This window comes from Burkholderia sp. HI2500, from assembly GCF_002223055.1.
Taxonomy (GTDB): Bacteria; Pseudomonadota; Gammaproteobacteria; order Burkholderiales; family Burkholderiaceae; genus Burkholderia.
In genome coordinates this window covers 1954041-1970391 of sequence record NZ_NKFL01000004.1, presented here as the reverse complement: position 1 = coordinate 1970391, position 16351 = coordinate 1954041, and the positions used below count along the sequence as shown (strand labels likewise).

At 67.1% G+C, this 16351-nt stretch carries 14 protein-coding genes; 9 read left to right on the top strand and 5 right to left on the bottom strand.

What is annotated here, in order from left to right; all coding sequences use genetic code 11:
* Positions 1-339 precede the first annotated feature (339 nt).
* The 5 genes from CFB45_RS11885 to cyoD all read left to right on the top strand — a co-directional run bounded on the left by CFB45_RS11885 (position 340) and on the right by cyoD (position 5984).
* Positions 340-1869: a complex I subunit 4 family protein gene (locus tag CFB45_RS11885; RefSeq protein ID WP_089425726.1), complete on the top strand. Its 1530-nt coding sequence runs from the start codon at positions 340-342 to the stop codon at positions 1867-1869.
* Between the two features lie 276 nt (positions 1870-2145).
* Positions 2146-3033 (top strand): ubiquinol oxidase subunit II, encoded by an 888-nt coding sequence (gene cyoA, locus CFB45_RS11880; protein ID WP_089425725.1) that lies wholly within the window; start codon positions 2146-2148, stop codon positions 3031-3033.
* A 3-nt stretch (positions 3034-3036) separates the two neighbouring features.
* The gene (cyoB, locus tag CFB45_RS11875) at positions 3037-5043 is read left to right on the top strand and encodes a cytochrome o ubiquinol oxidase subunit I (protein WP_089425724.1); all 2007 of its coding nucleotides are present in this window, start codon (positions 3037-3039) and stop codon (positions 5041-5043) included.
* The gene (gene cyoC, locus CFB45_RS11870) at positions 5043-5651 is read left to right on the top strand and encodes a cytochrome o ubiquinol oxidase subunit III (RefSeq protein WP_089425723.1); all 609 of its coding nucleotides are present in this window, start codon (positions 5043-5045) and stop codon (positions 5649-5651) included. The genes cyoB and cyoC overlap by 1 nt, the downstream gene beginning before the upstream one ends.
* Positions 5652-5984 carry a cytochrome o ubiquinol oxidase subunit IV gene (gene cyoD, locus CFB45_RS11865; RefSeq protein ID WP_009692722.1) on the top strand — a complete coding sequence of 111 codons (333 nt, stop codon included), beginning with the start codon at positions 5652-5654 and terminating at the stop codon, positions 5982-5984. It begins immediately after the preceding gene.
* 107 nt (positions 5985-6091) lie between these two features.
* Here the strand turns inward: cyoD and CFB45_RS11860 are convergent, their stop codons facing one another.
* Positions 6092-6391: a DUF4148 domain-containing protein gene (locus CFB45_RS11860; protein ID WP_039342572.1), complete on the bottom strand. Its 300-nt coding sequence runs from the start codon at positions 6389-6391 to the stop codon at positions 6092-6094.
* A gap of 216 nt (positions 6392-6607) precedes the next feature.
* Here CFB45_RS11860 and CFB45_RS11855 point away from each other — a divergent pair, with 216 nt between their 5' ends.
* From CFB45_RS11855 to CFB45_RS11845, 3 genes are read left to right on the top strand one after another with little or no spacing between them, the layout of a single operon-like run.
* Positions 6608-7282, top strand: coding sequence for a response regulator transcription factor (locus tag CFB45_RS11855; protein ID WP_069248317.1), 675 nt, complete (start codon positions 6608-6610; stop codon positions 7280-7282).
* An 11-nt stretch (positions 7283-7293) separates the two neighbouring features.
* Positions 7294-8685 (top strand): sensor histidine kinase, encoded by a 1392-nt coding sequence (locus CFB45_RS11850; protein ID WP_089425950.1) that lies wholly within the window; start codon positions 7294-7296, stop codon positions 8683-8685.
* 19 nt (positions 8686-8704) lie between these two features.
* A complete protein-coding gene (locus tag CFB45_RS11845; protein ID WP_089425722.1) occupies positions 8705-9370 on the top strand; it encodes a response regulator transcription factor in 666 nt (221 codons plus the stop codon).
* Between the two features lie 73 nt (positions 9371-9443).
* On the opposite strand, the gene CFB45_RS11840 is transcribed toward CFB45_RS11845, so the two are convergent.
* From CFB45_RS11840 to CFB45_RS11825, 4 genes are all read right to left on the bottom strand, one after another.
* The gene (locus tag CFB45_RS11840) at positions 9444-9701 is read right to left on the bottom strand and encodes a DUF4148 domain-containing protein (protein ID WP_089425721.1); all 258 of its coding nucleotides are present in this window, start codon (positions 9699-9701) and stop codon (positions 9444-9446) included.
* 110 nt (positions 9702-9811) lie between these two features.
* Complete coding sequence (locus CFB45_RS11835; RefSeq protein WP_089425720.1) at positions 9812-11227, bottom strand: efflux transporter outer membrane subunit; 1416 nt, start codon at positions 11225-11227, stop codon at positions 9812-9814.
* Positions 11220-12395 carry an efflux RND transporter periplasmic adaptor subunit gene (locus CFB45_RS11830; RefSeq protein WP_089425719.1) on the bottom strand — a complete coding sequence of 392 codons (1176 nt, stop codon included), beginning with the start codon at positions 12393-12395 and terminating at the stop codon, positions 11220-11222. The genes CFB45_RS11835 and CFB45_RS11830 overlap by 8 nt, the downstream gene beginning before the upstream one ends.
* Positions 12385-15603 (bottom strand): efflux RND transporter permease subunit, encoded by a 3219-nt coding sequence (locus CFB45_RS11825; protein ID WP_089425718.1) that lies wholly within the window; start codon positions 15601-15603, stop codon positions 12385-12387. Before CFB45_RS11825 ends, CFB45_RS11830 begins: the two co-directional genes overlap by 11 nt.
* Before the next feature lie 297 nt (positions 15604-15900).
* Here CFB45_RS11825 and CFB45_RS11820 point away from each other — a divergent pair, with 297 nt between their 5' ends.
* A complete protein-coding gene (locus tag CFB45_RS11820; RefSeq protein ID WP_089425717.1) occupies positions 15901-16266 on the top strand; it encodes a hypothetical protein in 366 nt (121 codons plus the stop codon).
* The last annotated feature ends 85 nt before the right edge of the window (positions 16267-16351 follow it).

The following is a 16351-nucleotide window of genomic DNA, read 5'->3' as shown; positions in this document are numbered from 1 at the left end:
AGCGTCCTCCGACCCTCCGTCATAACAAGCCGACGTCAAAAATGCGGCACTGCGTCGATTTTCGCAATCGATCTCATCGGGCAATACAAAAAATTACACATAAAAATCAGTGGCATAGGATTGCGCCGAAAATCAATGCTCTGCTGCGCTGCAGAAAATAATCAATCGTCTTATGCTGGTTAACCCGATCGCATTTGAGCGGCGTCAAGTTTTCCAGTGATGCCGCTTTACATTTTGCCAACACCGGCGATTCACGAAATCTACCTGTCGATTTGATTTCGTTCCTTTCGTCTCGCCTGTCCCCGATGCAGTGCGCGACTTCATCAAGGCCTCGTTGACATGCATGATTTTCCCTTCCTGAGCCTGGCCATCTGGGCTCCGATCCTGTTCGGCGCGTGCCTGCTGCGCGCCGGTTCCGACCTTCATCCACGCCGTACGCGGCTGATCGCGCTCGTCGGCGCGCTGGTGGGGCTTGCGGCGGTCGTGCCGCTGGTTGCCGGTTTCGATGCGCACTCGGCCGCGATGCAGTTCGTCGAAAGCCGCAACTGGCTGGCGGCATTCAATTCCGGATGGCGGGTCGGCATCGACGGCGCGTCGCTGTGGCTCGTCGTGCTGACCGCGTTCACGACCCTCGTGGTGGTGGTGGCGTCGTGGGAGTCGGTCACGGTACGCGTCGCGCAGTACTACGCGTCGTTCCTGATCCTGTCGGGGCTGATGGTCGGCGTGTTCGTCGCACAGGACGGGCTGCTGTTCTTCATCTTCTTCGAGGCGACGCTGATCCCGCTTTACCTGCTGATCGGCACGTGGGGGCGCGAGCGTCGCGTGTACGCGGCCGTGAAGTTCTTCTTCATCTCGTTCGCCGGCTCGCTGCTGCTGCTGATGGCGATGCTGTACCTGTACGCGCAGTCGCATACGTTCGACATGGCCGTATGGCGCACGCTGCAGCTCGGCTTCGCGCCGCAGTTGCTGGTGTTCCTCGGCTTCTTCGCCGCCTTCGCGGTCAAGGTGCCGATGTGGCCGGTCCACACGTGGCTGAGCGACGTCTACACCGACGGCCCGACCGGCGCCGCGCTGATGCTCGCGATGCTCAAGCTCGGCGGCTACGGGTTCCTGCGCTTCGCGCTGCCGGTCACGCCCGATGCAAGCCACTTCTTCGCGCCGGCCGTGATCGCGCTGTCGCTGTTCGCGATCGTCTACGCGAGCCTGATCGCGCTCGCGCAGACCGATCTCGGCAAGCTGCTCGCGTATTCGACGGTCGCGCACATGGGGATCGTCACGCTCGGGCTGTTCCTGTTCAACCGGATCGGCGTCGAAGGCGCGATCGTCCAGCTCGTGTCGTACGGCTTCGTCGCGGGCGCGATGCTGTTGTGCGTGAACGTGCTCGTCGATCGCACGAAGCAGCGCGAGATTGCCGCTTACGGCGGCGTCGCGGGCGTGATGCCGCGTTTCGCGACCTTCACGGTGCTGTTCGCGATGGCCAACGTCGGCCTGCCGGGCACGTCGGGGTTCGTCGGCGAGTTCATGGTCATCATGGGCGCGATCCGCTTCAACTTCTGGATCGGCGCCATCGCGGCGCTGACGCTGATCCTCAGCGCGTCGTACACGCTGTGGATGCTCAAGCGCGTCGTGTTCGGCAAGGTGGCGAGCCAGCGGATCGCGAAGCTCGCCGACCTGAACCGTCGCGAGATCGTGATGTTCGCGTCGCTCGCACTCGTGGTGCTGGCGGTCGGCATCGATCCCAAGCCGTTCACCGACGCGATCGATCCGACCGTCGGACGGCTGATCGAAGACGCGAGCCATTCGAAGCTGCCGACAGGGGACGGCCCTGCGCAGCCGCAGCCGTCGTACATGGCATCGACGCGCGGCTGATCGCGGCACGTCGCGCGGAGTGGGGCGCACCGTACGGCGGTGCGGTCGTTGCACGCGCATCGATTCCTTCGCGGTCCGGCGCAGGCAGCGCCGGGCCGGCTTCCGGCTGCGTGAAATTGCCCCGCGACAATCTGTCTCACGGCAGATTCTGCAATGATGATTTTCCGCATTAGCTGGTTTTTCATCGCACTCGCGCGACGTATGATTCGGCCACTTTCGTGGATCGAATGCGCATCGGGCATACGCAAACGGATTCAATGACCCTCGGGCTGTGTGATGAAAAGAAAAGCTTCAAAAGGCGGAGTGGCGCTGATGTCGATCGGCGCGGCTTTGAGCCTGTCAGGCTGTAATTTAGATGTACTAAATCCGAAAGGAAGCGTGGGCGCTGCCGAAAAGGCGCTGATCGCTACGTCCACCTGGGCGATGCTGATCGTCGTCGTGCCGGTGATCCTGCTCACGCTGTGGTTCGCGTGGCGTTACCGCGCGTCGAACCGCAACGCCACCTACGCGCCGAACTGGTCGCACTCGACCGCGATCGAGGTCGTGATCTGGACGGTGCCGACGCTGATCATCCTGTTCCTCGGCGTGCTCACCTGGAAGACCACGCACGAGCTCGACCCGTACAAGCCGCTCGAGTCGTCGGTGAAGCCGATCGACGTCGAGGTCGTCGCGCTCGACTGGAAGTGGCTGTTCATCTATCCGGAACTCGGCATCGCGTCGGTGAACCAGCTCGCGATTCCGGTCGGCACGCCGGTGAACTTCCGCATCACGTCGGATTCGGTGATGAACTCGTTCTTCATCCCGCAGCTCGGCGGCCAGGTCTACGCGATGGCCGGCATGCAGACGCGCCTGCACCTGATCGCCGACGAGCCCGGCAACTACGCGGGCACGTCCGCCAACTTCAGCGGCCGCGGCTTCTCCGACATGAAGTTCCGCACGCTCGCCGAGCCGCGCGAACAGTTCGATGCATGGGTGCAGAAGGTGAAGGCGTCGCCGGAGCGGCTCGACGCGACCGTGTACGGCACCGTCGCGCAGCCGAGCGAGAAGGCGCCCGTGCGCTACTTCTCGTCGGTCGATCCGCGGCTCTTCCACAACATCATCGCGAAATACAACGATGGCCACGTCCTCGACCTGAAGGACGCCGCCTGCGGCACGAAGGGGTAACGCATGTTCGGCAAACTCACACTCTCGGCGATCCCGTTCGATCAGCCCATCATCATGGGGGCCGGTGCCTTCATGGGGCTGGTCGTGCTGGGCATCCTCGCCGCGCTGACGATCACCGGCCGGTGGAAATGGCTGTGGACGCAATGGCTGACCACGGTCGACCACAAGAAGCTCGGCGTGATGTACATCATCGTCGCGCTGATCATGCTGCTGCGCGGCTTCGCGGACGCGATCATGATGCGCATGCAGCTCGCGCTCTCGTACAACGGGCCCGGCTACCTGCCGCCGCACCACTATGACCAGGTCTTCACGGCACACGGCGTGATCATGATCTTCTTCATGGCGATGGTGTTCATGGTCGGCCTGATGAACCTGATCGTGCCGCTGCAGATCGGCGCGCGCGACGTCGCGTTCCCGTTCATCAACTCGCTGTCGTTCTGGATGACGGCCGTCAGCGCGATCCTGATCAACATCTCGCTCGTGATCGGCGAATTCGCCCAGACGGGCTGGCTCGCGTATCCGCCGCTGTCGGAGCTGCAGTTCAGTCCGGGGGTAGGGGTCGACTACTACCTGTGGGCGCTGCAGATCTCGGGCGTCGGCACGCTGCTGACCGGCGTGAACTTCTTCGTGACGATCATCAAGATGCGCGCGCCGGGCATGACGCTGATGAAGATGCCGGTGTTCACGTGGACCGCGCTCTGCACGAACGTGCTGATCATGGCGTCGTTCCCGATCCTGACCGCGACGCTCGCGCTGCTCGGCCTCGACCGTTACCTCGGCATGCACTTCTTCACGAACGAAGCCGGCGGCAACGCGATGCTGTACCTGAACCTGATCTGGGCATGGGGTCACCCCGAGGTGTACATCCTGATCCTGCCGGCGTTCGGCATTTTCTCGGAAGTCATCTCGACGTTCGCGAAGAAGCCGCTGTTCGGCTACAAGACGATGGTGTACGCGACTTGCGCGATCATGGTGCTGTCGTTCCTCGTGTGGCTGCACCACTTCTTCACGATGGGCTCGGGTGCGAACGTGAACGCGTTCTTCGGCATCGTGACGATGATCATCGCGATCCCGACCGGCGTGAAGGTGTTCAACTGGCTGTTCACGATGTACCGCGGCCGGATCGAATTCACGACGCCCGTGCTGTGGACGATCGGCTTCATGGTCACGTTCACGCTCGGCGGCATGACCGGCGTGATGATGGCGATTCCCGGCGCGGACTTCGTGCTGCACAACAGCCTGTTCCTGATCGCGCACTTCCACAACGTGATCATCGGCGGCGTGCTGTTCGGCTATCTCGCAGGCTTCAACTACTGGTTCCCCAAGGCGTTCGGCTTCAAGCTGAACGAGAAGCTCGGCAAGGCGGCGTTCTGGTTCTGGCAGATCGGTTTCTACGTAGCGTTCGTGCCGCTCTACGTGCTCGGCTTCATGGGCATGACGCGCCGGATCAACCACTACGACAACCCGGCCTGGCATCCGTGGCTGCTGGTCGCCGCATTCGGCGCCGTGCTGATCGCGATCGGCATTGCATGCCAGCTGCTGCAACTGGTGGTCAGCATCCGCAACCGCAACCTGCCCGAGTACCGCGACACGACGGGCGATCCGTGGGGCGGCCGCACGCTGGAGTGGGCGACCTCGTCGCCGCCGGCCGACTACAACTTCGCGGTGATCCCGCAAGTGCGCACGCTCGACGCGTATGCGGACATGAAGGCGCACGGCGAAGGCCGGCCGAACCCGGCGGCGATTCGCGACATCCACATGCCGTCGAATACCTGCGCGGGCCTCGTGGTCGCGATCTTCAGCCTGGTGCTCGGCTTCGCGCTGGTGTGGCACATCTGGTGGATGGCGATCGGCGGGCTGGTCGGGATCATCGCGACGCTCGTGATCTACAGCTCGCGTGACAACGACGGCTATTACATCCCCGCGTCGACGGTGCGGAAGATCGAAGACAAGCAGCCGACGAAGCGCGTGGCTGCGCGCGTCGACGACGTGGAACTGGAGGCCAACTGATGTTGCAGAAAACCTTGAGCGCAACCCTGCTCGAGCACGACGACCATCCGCCGTCGCATTCGGTGTTCGGGTTCTGGCTGTACCTGATGACCGACTGCGTGATCTTCGCGGCGCTGTTCGCGACGTTCGCGGTGCTCGGCCAGCAGTATGCGGGCGGCCCGACCGCGAAAGACCTGTTCGACATCCCGGGCGTCGCGGTGGAAACCGCCGCGCTGCTGCTGTCGAGCATCACGTACGGCTTCGCGATGCTCGCTGCGTACAAGCAGCGGCGCGGCGCGCTGCTCGCGTGGCTCGCGGTGACGTTCGTGCTCGGCGCGGCGTTTCTCGTGATGGAGCTACGCGAGTTCTCGCACCTGATCGCGGAGGGCGCAGGCCCGCAGCGCAGCGCGTTCCTGTCGGCGTTCTTCACGCTGGTCGGCACGCACGGGCTGCACGTGACGGCCGGCCTGCTGTGGATGATCGTGCTCGCCGGGCAGATCGTGCTGCGCGGCGGCGACCTGACCGATCGCGACCTGCGACGCCTGACGTGCCTGAGCCTCTTCTGGCACTTCCTCGACATCGTGTGGATCTGCGTGTTTTCCTTTGTTTATCTCGCGAGCGTGATCTAAATGGCCCATTCGCATTCGTCTCAACTCGAAGAAGGGCACGGCAGTGTCGGCGGCTACGTCGCCGGCTTCATCCTGTCGGTGCTGCTCACGGCCGCGTCGTTCGGCCTCGTGATGGGCGGCGTGCTGTCGCCGCACGCGTCGCTGGTCGCGCTGGCCGTGCTCGCGTTCGTGCAGATCGTCGTGCACCTCGTGTACTTCCTGCACATGAACGGCTCGTCGGGCCAGCGCTGGAACGTGATGGCGTTCAGCTACACGGTGCTGACCGCGGCGATCCTGATCGTCGGCACGCTGTGGGTGATGCACAACGTCAGCATGAACATGATGTCGCGCTGAGCGGCAGCCCAGCGCAGCGGTCGAGATCCATGCGCGTTCGTGAACAAAAGGCGGCACGCGAGTGCCGCCTTTTGTTTTTCCCGGCCGTGTTGCGCCGGGCAGCGGAATCAGTGCCGTGCGCCCGCATCCGCCGTCAGCGCGTGCGTGCAGTCGGCGCGGTACTCGGCGGCGAGCCGATCTTTCGCACCATCGAGATCGTCGGGGTAATACGGGCTCGCATGCGCCGGCTCGTAGCCGACCTGTTCGAGTTCGGTCAGCTCGCGCACGAGGTCCGCATGCGTGACGTCGTGGCCGGTGTGGACGAACGGATACGCGTTGCATTCCTGCGGTGTCAGATGCGGTGCCGCGAACGCGGCGGTGCTGGCGCATGCGAGCAGCATGCAGGCGACGGTAGTCGACAGTTTCATCCGGTAGCTCCTGGTTGCGCGGCCCGATGCCGCATGACGTCAGCGTAGGCCGCGTGCACGTCGGGGCGGGCGACGCCCGGATGAAACATGTTTCACCCGTGCGCCACGGCGCCGGATGAAGCATTTTTCATGTAACGCCGCACGGCGATCGGGGCGTCTACGATAGTCGCGGGCGCCTCGCGTGCGCCCGTCATGAGGTTCATTGCGAGGGCAACCATGCGAGTACTGACGGTCGAGGATGATGCGGTGACCGCGAACGAAATCGTCGGCGAGCTGACCGCGCGCGGGTTCGAGGTCGACTGGATCGACAACGGCCGCGAAGGCATGCTGCGCGCGATGAGCGCGTCGTACGACGCGATCACGCTCGACCGGATGCTGCCGGGCGCGGACGGCCTCGCGATCCTGACCGCGATGCGCACGGTCGGCATCGATACGCCGGTGCTGATGCTGAGCGCGCTCGGTGATGTCGACGAGCGCATCCGCGGGCTGCGCGCGGGCGGCGACGATTACCTGACGAAGCCGTTCGATTCCGGCGAGCTGAGCGCCCGCATCGAGGTGCTGCTGCGTCGCCGGCAGGCGTCGGGCGTGCCGCAGCAGACGCTGTTGAAGGTCGGCGCGCTCGAGCTCGATCTCATTTCGCGCTGCGCACGTCGCGGCGCCGACGAGATACCGCTGCTGCCGACCGAGTTCCGCGTGCTCGAATTCATGATGCGCAATGCGGGGCAGACGATCACGCGCACGATGCTGTTCGAGACCGTGTGGGGCTATCACTTCGATCCCGGCACCAACCTGATCGACGTCCACATGGGCCGGTTGCGCAAGAAGATCGACCCGCCCGGCGCGACCCCGATGATCCAGACGGTGCGCGGCTCGGGCTACATGCTCGCATGACGGAGGCCCGGATGGATGCGGCTCGCGCGGCGAACTTCACGCGCCGCTGGCACACGACGACGTTTCGGTGGCTGTGCGCGTATGCGGCGATTTTCTCGGTTTCGCTGCTCGTGCTCGCGGGCGTGATCAGCGTGGCCGCGACGCACACGATGGCGCGCGACACCGACGAGGTGCTCGCGTGGCAACTGATCTATTTCGATTCGATTCCCGATGCCGAGCTGCCGCTCGCGATTCACCGGCGGCTCGAGCACGAGCACATGCATACCAGTTTCTACGGGCTGTTCGACGCGAACGGGCGCCGCGTGGCCGGGGACATCGCGACGCCGCCCGCGTTGCGCACGGATCGCCACGGACGCACGCTGAACCGCACGCTTGCACCGCTCGACGGCCAGCCCGCGCCGATCACGCGCGCGATGGCGGTGCGCCGCGACAACGGGATGACGCTGGTGGTGGCGCGCGACCTGTCGCATTTCATCCAGATCCGCGATGTCGCGATCCGCGGGCTCGTGATCGGCGGCGTGATGATCCTGATCGCGGGCATCGCGGGCGGCAGCATGCTCGGCATGCGGCAGATGCGCCGTGTCGCCGCGATCCGGCGCGTCACGCGGCAGATCGCCGAGGGCGATCTCGGCAAGCGGCTGCCGGTCGGACGCTACGACGAACTCGACCTGCTCGCGCATCTCGTGAACCACATGCTCGACGAAGTCGAGCGGCTGATGGGCGAGGTCCGTCATACCTGCGACGGCATCGCGCACGATCTGCGCACGCCGCTCGCACGCGTGCACACGATGCTGGCCCGGCTCGCGGAGCAGCCGTTTTGCGCGGACGACCCTGCGTCGTCGGCATTGCTCGCGTCGGCGCGCGACGAGACCGACCGCTTGCTCGAGCGCTTTCGCGCGATGCTGCGCATCTCCGAGATCGGCACGCTGAGCCGGCGTGGCGGCTTTGCCGCGGTCGACGTCACGGCCTTGCTGCGCGACGTTTGCGAGCTCTATGAGCCGTTGGCCGAAGCCGTCGACGTGTCGTTCGAGCTCGCCGCGACATCGGTCGACCGCATTCACGGCGATCGCGCGTTGCTGTTCGAGGCATTCAGCAATCTCGCGGACAACGCGATCAAGTTCACGCCGCCGGGCGGCCGCGTGCGCGTCGCGCTCCATTCAACGCCGAGCGGGCCGCTCGTGCGGATCGAGGACACCGGGCCCGGCATCCCGCCCGGCGAACGCGACGCGGTGCTCGAGCGTTTCTATCGCGGCGAGCGCACGCGCCATGTGAGCGGCTCGGGGCTCGGGCTGAGCATCGTCTCGGCGGTGATGCGCGTGCACGGCTTTGCGCTGCGGATCGGCGATGCACCGCGGGCCGGTGCGGCGATCACGGTCGAATGCTGGCCGCGCTCGCTCGCGTGACGGCGTCGGGGAACGAACGATGCGCATCCTGCTGATTTCCCCGCCGAACCCGGAGGCGGCGCGGCTCGACAAGGCCTTTCGCGAGAGCACGCATGGTGTCGAGCGCGTCGACGGATGGCGCGACGGCTGCTTCGTGGCGGCGCAGGACCGGTTCGATGCCATCGTGATCGTTGCGCCCGACCCGGCTGCCGACCCGGCGATGCTCGAGGCATTGCCGCGACTCGGTGCATCGGCCGGCGGCGCGGCGATTGCCGCGATCGTGGCCGGCACGACACCTGCGCAGCGCGCGCGGATGTTGCAGGCCGGCTGCGATGTGTGCCTTGCCCATCCCTGTTCGTTCGTGGAGCTGCACGAGCGGTTGCGCGCGCTGTGGCGCCGCAACGGTGTCATCGCAATGCGCGAGTCGGTCCGGCTCGACGTGGCCGCGCGCGCACTCGAGGAGCAGGGCCGGAGGCTGGCGCTCAGCATGCGGGAATTTCGTCTCGTCGAATGCCTGTTGCGCGAAGCGGGGCGACCGGTCGGGCGCGATGCCGTGCTGCGTTATGCATGGGGCGATGCCGACGTCGAACCCGAGACGGTCAATGCACTGGTCGTGCGGTTGCGGCGCAAGCTGGCCGCACATGCGTTTTCCGCGCGCATCGAAACGGTCGCGCGATTCGGTTTCAGGTTCGACGCGGGCGGGTGACGATGCGGGATCGCGCCGTGCCGGTGGAGGGTGCGCATGCCGCGCGTCGCGCGGCAGGTTCGATTGCGTGCGTTCAGTGCGAATAGAGTTCGCGGTTGAGCTGCGCGAGCTGGCCGTCGCGTTCGGCGCGGACGAGTTGGCGATACACCTGCGCGCGTGTCAGCGGCGTGGCCGGTCGCGCGTTCCATGCCGGTTGCGACGACAACGATGCGGAAGCGGTCGCGGCGTACGTCTGCGGCGCAGTCGCGGTGTCGGGCTGCGTTGCGCTGGCCCGGCCGGGCAGCGCGACACACAGCGCGGAGAGCAGGGTGGCGAACATCAATGTCTTCATGGCGTGATCCTTTTCAAGTGACAGTGGCCGGTGCCGCGATGGCGATGCCGGCAGGATCGACGTTATCGAATGCGCCCGTGCGGGCACCGGGCGCGCCGATGAAGAAACGTTCATGAACGCGCGTCGTGCCAACCGCCGCCGAGCGCGCGCACGAGCCCGACGGATGCCTGCAGGCGTCGGGCGTCGACGTCGAGCGCCGCGATCTGCGTATCGAGTTCGGTCGTCTGCGCGGTGACCACGTCGAGATAGCTGACCGCGCCGTCGCGATAGCGCGACATCGCCAGCGCAAGCGAATGCCGCGCCGCGACGAGCGCCGCGTCGTCCTGGTCCGATTCGTCGCCGAGGCGGTGCAACTGCGCGAGATCGTCCTCGACGTCGCGGAATGCCTGCAGCACGACCGCGCGATAGCGCGCGCCCTGTTCGTCGAACTGCGCGCGCGCATGGCGGACGCCGGCGGCACGCCGGCCCCCGTCGAACAGCGTCATCGCGAGACGCGGCCCGATCGACCAGATCTCGTTGGGCGCGGCGAGCCACGGCGAGAACGTATCGCTCTGGAACCCGGCGTCGAGGCCGAGCGACAGGTCGGGAAAGTACGCGGCGCGTGCGACGCCGATCCGCGCGTTCGCGGCCGCGACGCGGCGTTCGGCGGCGGCGACGTCCGGCCTGCGTTCGAGCAGGGTCGACGCGAGTCCCGTCGGAATCGACGGCTCGCCCGGCAGCGCCGCAACGGGCGGCAGCGAGAACGTCGATGCGGATTCCCCGACGAGTGCCGCGATCGCATGCTCGTCGAGCGCGCGACGAGCGGCGATGTCGGACGCACGCGCCTGGGCGAGCGCGAGTTGCGTTTGCGCACGCGAAACGTCGAGCCCCGATGCGAGGCCGCCGCGATGGCGACTGACCGTCAGTTGCCACGCACGGCGGTATGTGTCGATCGTTTGCGCGAGCGTGTCCGCTTCACGGTCGAGCCCCGCGAGGTCGAAGTAGGTGCTGGCGACGGTGGCCTGCAAGCTGAGCCGGACCGACGCGAGGTCGTCGTCGGCTGCCTGCGCGTCGTCGCGGCCGGCCGCGACCGCATTGCGGACCTTGCCCCACAGATCGACGTCGTAGCCGAATCCCGCTTCGAGCGTGTTCGACTCATAGGTGTCGGGCTGGCCGCTGCCGCGCAGCGGCCGGCGCGCGGACTGGCGGTCGCGGTCGGTCTCGGCATCGATGCCCACGGTCGGCAGCAACGCCGCATGGGCCTCGTCGAACAGCGCCGCGGCTTCGTCGTGCCGCGCGACGGCGGCGGCCAGGTCGGGATTCGCGCGTGCGACGAGCGGTTCGAGCCGGTCGAGTGTCGCGTCGCCGTACACGCGCCACCAGCCGTCACGCGGCAGGCGATCGGCCGGTACGGCATCGACCCACGCGCCCGTTTCGCGAAACGCGGTCGGCACCGGAACGGCCGGCGCGCGATAGGCCGGCGCCAACGAGCAGCCGGCGAGCAGCGCGACGCTGCCCAGCCATACAGCGAGCAGACGGTCAGCCATGCGCACGCTCCGTCGCCGTGGTGCCGGCGATACGCACGGGGTCGCCGTCTGCGAGCGAGTCGGGCGGATTGTCGATCACGCGGTTGGTGGCCGCGAGCCCCGATGCGATCACGACACGCGTGCCGAGATCGGTCGCGATCGATACGTTGCGCAGGTGCGCATGCCCGGTTGCATCGAGCACGGCGACTTGCAACCCGTCGTGGCGGAAGATCAGCGTGCTTGCCGGAATCGACAGCGCATGCGCGGCGCCGGGCATCGCGATCCGCACTTGCGCATACTCGCCCGGGAACAGCGTGCCTGCCGGGTTGGCGATCGAAAACTGCGCGAGCAGCGTGCCGGAAGCCGGATCGATCGATTGGGCGGAATCCGCGAGCGTGGCGTCGAACGTCATGCCGGGACGCTCGGGCACGGTCAGCGCGACACGCATGCCTGTGCGGATCGCGGCCGCGTCGTCTTGCGGAACGTGGACGTACAGCCGCAGCCGCCGCGCGTCCGAGACGGTGAAGAGTTCGGCACCGTTGCCGCTGCCCGCGTCGATCAGCGCGCCGACATCGGTCTTGCGTGCCGTGACGATGCCGTCGAACGGCGCGGTGAGCCGCTTGAACGATTCGAGCGCTTCGAGCCGTCGCACGTTGGCGGTGCTCGCCGCGACGGCCGCGCGTTTCGCGTCGAGGTCGCTGCGTTTTTCGTCGGCCTCCTGCTGCGAGACGGAATCCTGCGCGAGCATCTCGGCCCAGCGGGCGGCCGTGACGGCCGCAAGCCGTTCGTTCGCGCTCGCGCTTTGAAGGTCGGCGCGTGCCTGCTGCAACTGCTGGTCGAGATCGGGCGTATCGATCGACGCGAGCAACTGGCCGGCTTTCACATGCGCGCCGATGTCGGCGTACCACGCGTGCAGGTAGCCGGGCACGCGCGCGTAGATCGGTGCGTCGACGTACGCGTCGAGCCGGCCGGGCAGCACCAGCGCGTCGGCCGCGGCCGGCTGCGGCGCAACCGTCGCGACGGTCGGGATCGCCTGTTGCACGGTCCAGGCGGCGACCGCGTGCGCATCGTGCATGCGGGCGACGAGGCCGGCCGCCGCGACGGCGAGGGCGGCGATGGCACCCGCGATCGCGAGCGGTTTCAGGAAGCGCGGCGTGCCAGGAGGGCGGACTTCGAATTCAGTGGACATGCTGTTCTCCCGGAGTGAGGGGCAGGGATTCGGAACGGGGCGCGCAATCGCGCCGGTGGACGAGGCTGAACACGACGGGCACGAACACGAGCGTCGCGACGGTCGCGCACAGCAGGCCGCCGATGACCGCACGGCCGAGCGGCGCGTTCTGCTCGCCGCCGTCGCCGAGACCGAGGGCCATCGGCGCCATGCCGATGATCATCGCGAGTGCGGTCATCATCACGGGCCGAAAGCGCGTGAAGCCGGCTTCGAGCGCGGCGACGGCAGCATCAGCGGTGTGCGCGAGCCGTTCGCGCGCGAAGGTCACGACGAGGATGCTGTTCGCGGTCGCGACGCCCATGCACAGGATCGCGCCGGTCAGGGCCGGCACCGACAGCGGCGTGCGCGTGACGAACAGCATCCAGACGATGCCCGCGAGCGCCGCGGGCAGGCCGCTCACGATCACGAATGCGTCGCGCCACGAATGGAAGTTGACGACGATCAGCAGGTAGATCAGCAGGACCGCGCCGGCGAGGCCCGCGAGCAGCCCGCCGAATGCGCCGTTCATCGTCTGCACCTGGCCGCGCACGGTCACGCGCGATCCCTTGGGCAAGCCGGCCGCGCTCGTGTGCAGGACGCGTTCGATGTCGGCGCTGACCGCACCGAGATCGCGGTCCTGCGTCGTCGCGAAGATGTCGTACAGCGGTGCGATGTCGTAGTGCGACACGACCGCGTCGGTCTGTCCGCGCACGATCGTCGCGAGCCCGCCGAGCAGTTGCGGCGCGCCCGAGCGGCCCGTGACGGGCAGCGCGCGCAGGTCCGCCAGCGACGTCATCCGGTATTGGGGCGTCTGCGCGACGATCGGATACGACACGCCGTTGTGCGGATCGAGCCAGTAGGTCGGCGACACCTGGCTTGTGCCGGACAGGCTGGCGACCACCGCATTGGTGACGTCCTGCTCGGTGATGCCGAGTTGTGCGGCCCGCGTGCGGTCGACCGACACGGTGAACTGCGGATAGGTCGACGCCTGCTGCACGCGCGCATCGGCCACCCCCGGCACGCCGCGGATGCGCCGCAACAGCTCGGTCGCATAAGCGCGGTTGGCGGCGCGATCGGGGCCGGTCACCTGCACGTCGATCGGCGCGGGCGCACCGAAGTTGAGGATCTGGCTCACGATGTCGGCGGGCAGGAACGAGAACGTCACGCCGGGAAACGCGCGCGGCAGCCGCGTACGCAACTGCTTGACGTAGTCGGCGGTCGGCGCGTGGTCGCCCGTGAGCGACACGAGGATGTCGCCGTCCTGCGGGCCGATCGTGCCGCTGTTGCTGTACGTGAGGTTGATCCCGCTGTTCGGCAGTCCCATGTTGTCGACGATGCTCGCGATCGCGTGCGGCGGCACGACGCCGCGCACCGTCTGCTCGACATGGTCGAACAGCGCGGCCGTTTCCTCGATGCGCGTGCCGATCGGTGCGCGCACGTGGATCGCGATTTCGCCCGCGTCGACCGACGGGAAGAAATTGCGGCCAAGCCACGGCACCAGCACGAACGACACGGCCACCGCCGCGAGGAACAGCGCGACGAAACGCGCACGGTGGACGAGTGCGAGACCGAGCACGACGCGGTAGCCGGCGCGCAGTGCCGCGAAGCGGCGCTCGAACCCCTGCTGGAACGCGACGAGCGGATTGCGTGCGCGTGGCGGCGGGAACGGCGCACCATGCGGCGCGAGCGCGGCCGCCGGATGCGCGGCATGCGGCTTCAACAGGTAGCGGGCCATCATCGGCACGAACGTGCGCGACAGCACGAACGACGCGATCATCGCGAAGATCACGGCTTCGGCCATCGGCACGAACAGGAAGCGGGCCACGCCGTCGAGCAGCAGCATCGGCACGAACACGATGCAGATGCACAGCAGCGACACGAAGGCCGGCGCGACGATCTGCGACGCGCCGTCGAGGATCGCATCGCGCACCGCCTTGCCCTGTTCGAGGTGCCAGTTCACGTTCTCAATCGTGACGGTGGCATCGTCGACGAGAATGCCGACCGCGAGCGCGAGCCCGCCGAGCGTCATCACGTTGAGCGTCTCGCCCGCGGCTGCGAGCGCCGCGATCGCGGCGAGCACGGCGAGCGGAATGGACGCGGCGATGATCAGCGTCGAGCGCCAGCTGCCGAGGAACAGCAGGATCATCGCGGACGTGAGCGCGGCGGCGATCAGGCCTTCGCGCGCCACGCCGCTGACGGCGCCCTTGACGAACACGGACTGGTCGCCCATCACGACGAGCCTGAGCGATGGCGGCAGGGTCGCCTCGATGCGCGGCAACTGCGCCTTGACGCCCGAGATGATGTCGAGCGTCGATGCCGAACCGCTTTTCAGCACGCTCATCAGCACCGCGCGCCGGCCGTCGACGCGCACGATGTTGCCCTGCGGCGGATAACCGTCGCGCACGTGCGCGACGTCGCGCATGAAGATCACCGCGCCGTTCACGCTCCGGATCGGCAGCGCATTGAGCTGGTCGATGGTCAGCGGGCTGTCGTTGAGCCGGATGTTGTACTCGAAGCCGCCGATCTTCTGCGTGCCGGCCGGGATGATCTGGTTCTGCTGCGCCAGCGCGGTCGCGACATCCTGCGCGGACAGCCCCTTGGCCTGCAGCGCCTGCGGATCGAGATCGATCTGCACCTGGCGCACCTTGCCGCCGTACGGCGACGGAATCGCGACTCCCGCGACGGACAGCAACTGCGGCCGGATCACGTTGGTCGCGTAGTCGCCGAGCTGTTGTTCGTTCAGCGTGTCGCTCGTCAGCGCCAGCTGCAGCACGGGCACGGTCGATGCGTTGTAGTTGAGGATCTGCGGCGGCGTGGTGCCCGGCGGCATCTGCTTGAGCACGGTCTGCGAGATCGACGTGACCTGCGCGGTCGCGGTGCGGATGTCGACGCTCGGCTGGAAGAAGATCTTGACGATCCCGAAGCTGCGGAACGATTGCGACTCGATGTGCGCCACGTCGTTGACCGTCGTGCCGAGCGTGCGCTCGTAGTAGGTGACGATGCGTCCGGCCATGTCGGCCGGCTGCAGGCCCGCGTAGTTCCACACCACGCTGATGACCGGAATCCGGATGTCGGGGAAGATGTCGGTCGGCGTGCGCAGCGCCGCGAGCGGCCCCGCGATCAGGATCAGCAGTGCGAGGACGATGAACGTGTAGGGGCGCGCGAGCGCGAGTCGGACGAGTTTCAGCATCGGCGAGGTCTCCGCCGGCGCGGGGCGCCGGCCTGTCAGCGAAGTGCCGAAGCGCGGCGGGAGCCCGGTTCGGCTCGCGCAGTGTGCGTGGCGCCGCTTAACGCGGGGCGCGGGGCAGGATGAAAGATGTTTTAGGAATGGGGCGTGAGGGGGCGGGGCGGGCGTCGATTGTTACAAGACGTTAGCGCGGGCTTACCGTTGCGATGCGGCGCATCAGTTCTTACAAAGTGGAAATATGCGGGGACGGCGCTTGCCGTTATAGTCGAATCACACATGAAACAACCAGAAGAGGAATCCATGAAGACCTTGCGTGTTGCCTCGCTCTTGACCGGTATGACGGCCTTGCTCGTGTCGGGCGCAGCAATGGCGGGAGTCAATGTCGGGATCAATCTCGGCGTTCCGGCGCCGGTCTACGTCGCGCCCGCACCCGTGTATGCGCCGCCGCCTCCGCCGCCGGTCGTCTATCAGCCTGCGCCGGTCTACGCGCCGGCCCCTGTGTATGCACCGGGACCGGCCATCGTGATCGGCTGGCACGGCGACCGCTACTGGGACGGCCGCCGCTACTGGGGCCGCGACGAGTGGTACCGCCGTCACGGCCGCGGCTGGGGCGATCGTGGCGATCGTGGCCACTGGGACAACGGCCGCCACAACGGCTGGCGCTGATCGGCAGGGCGCGCCCGCCTGATGCGCGCCCCCGATCCGCTCGTGAAGAAACCGCCCGCGTGGCGGTTTTCTTTTGGCTCGCCGG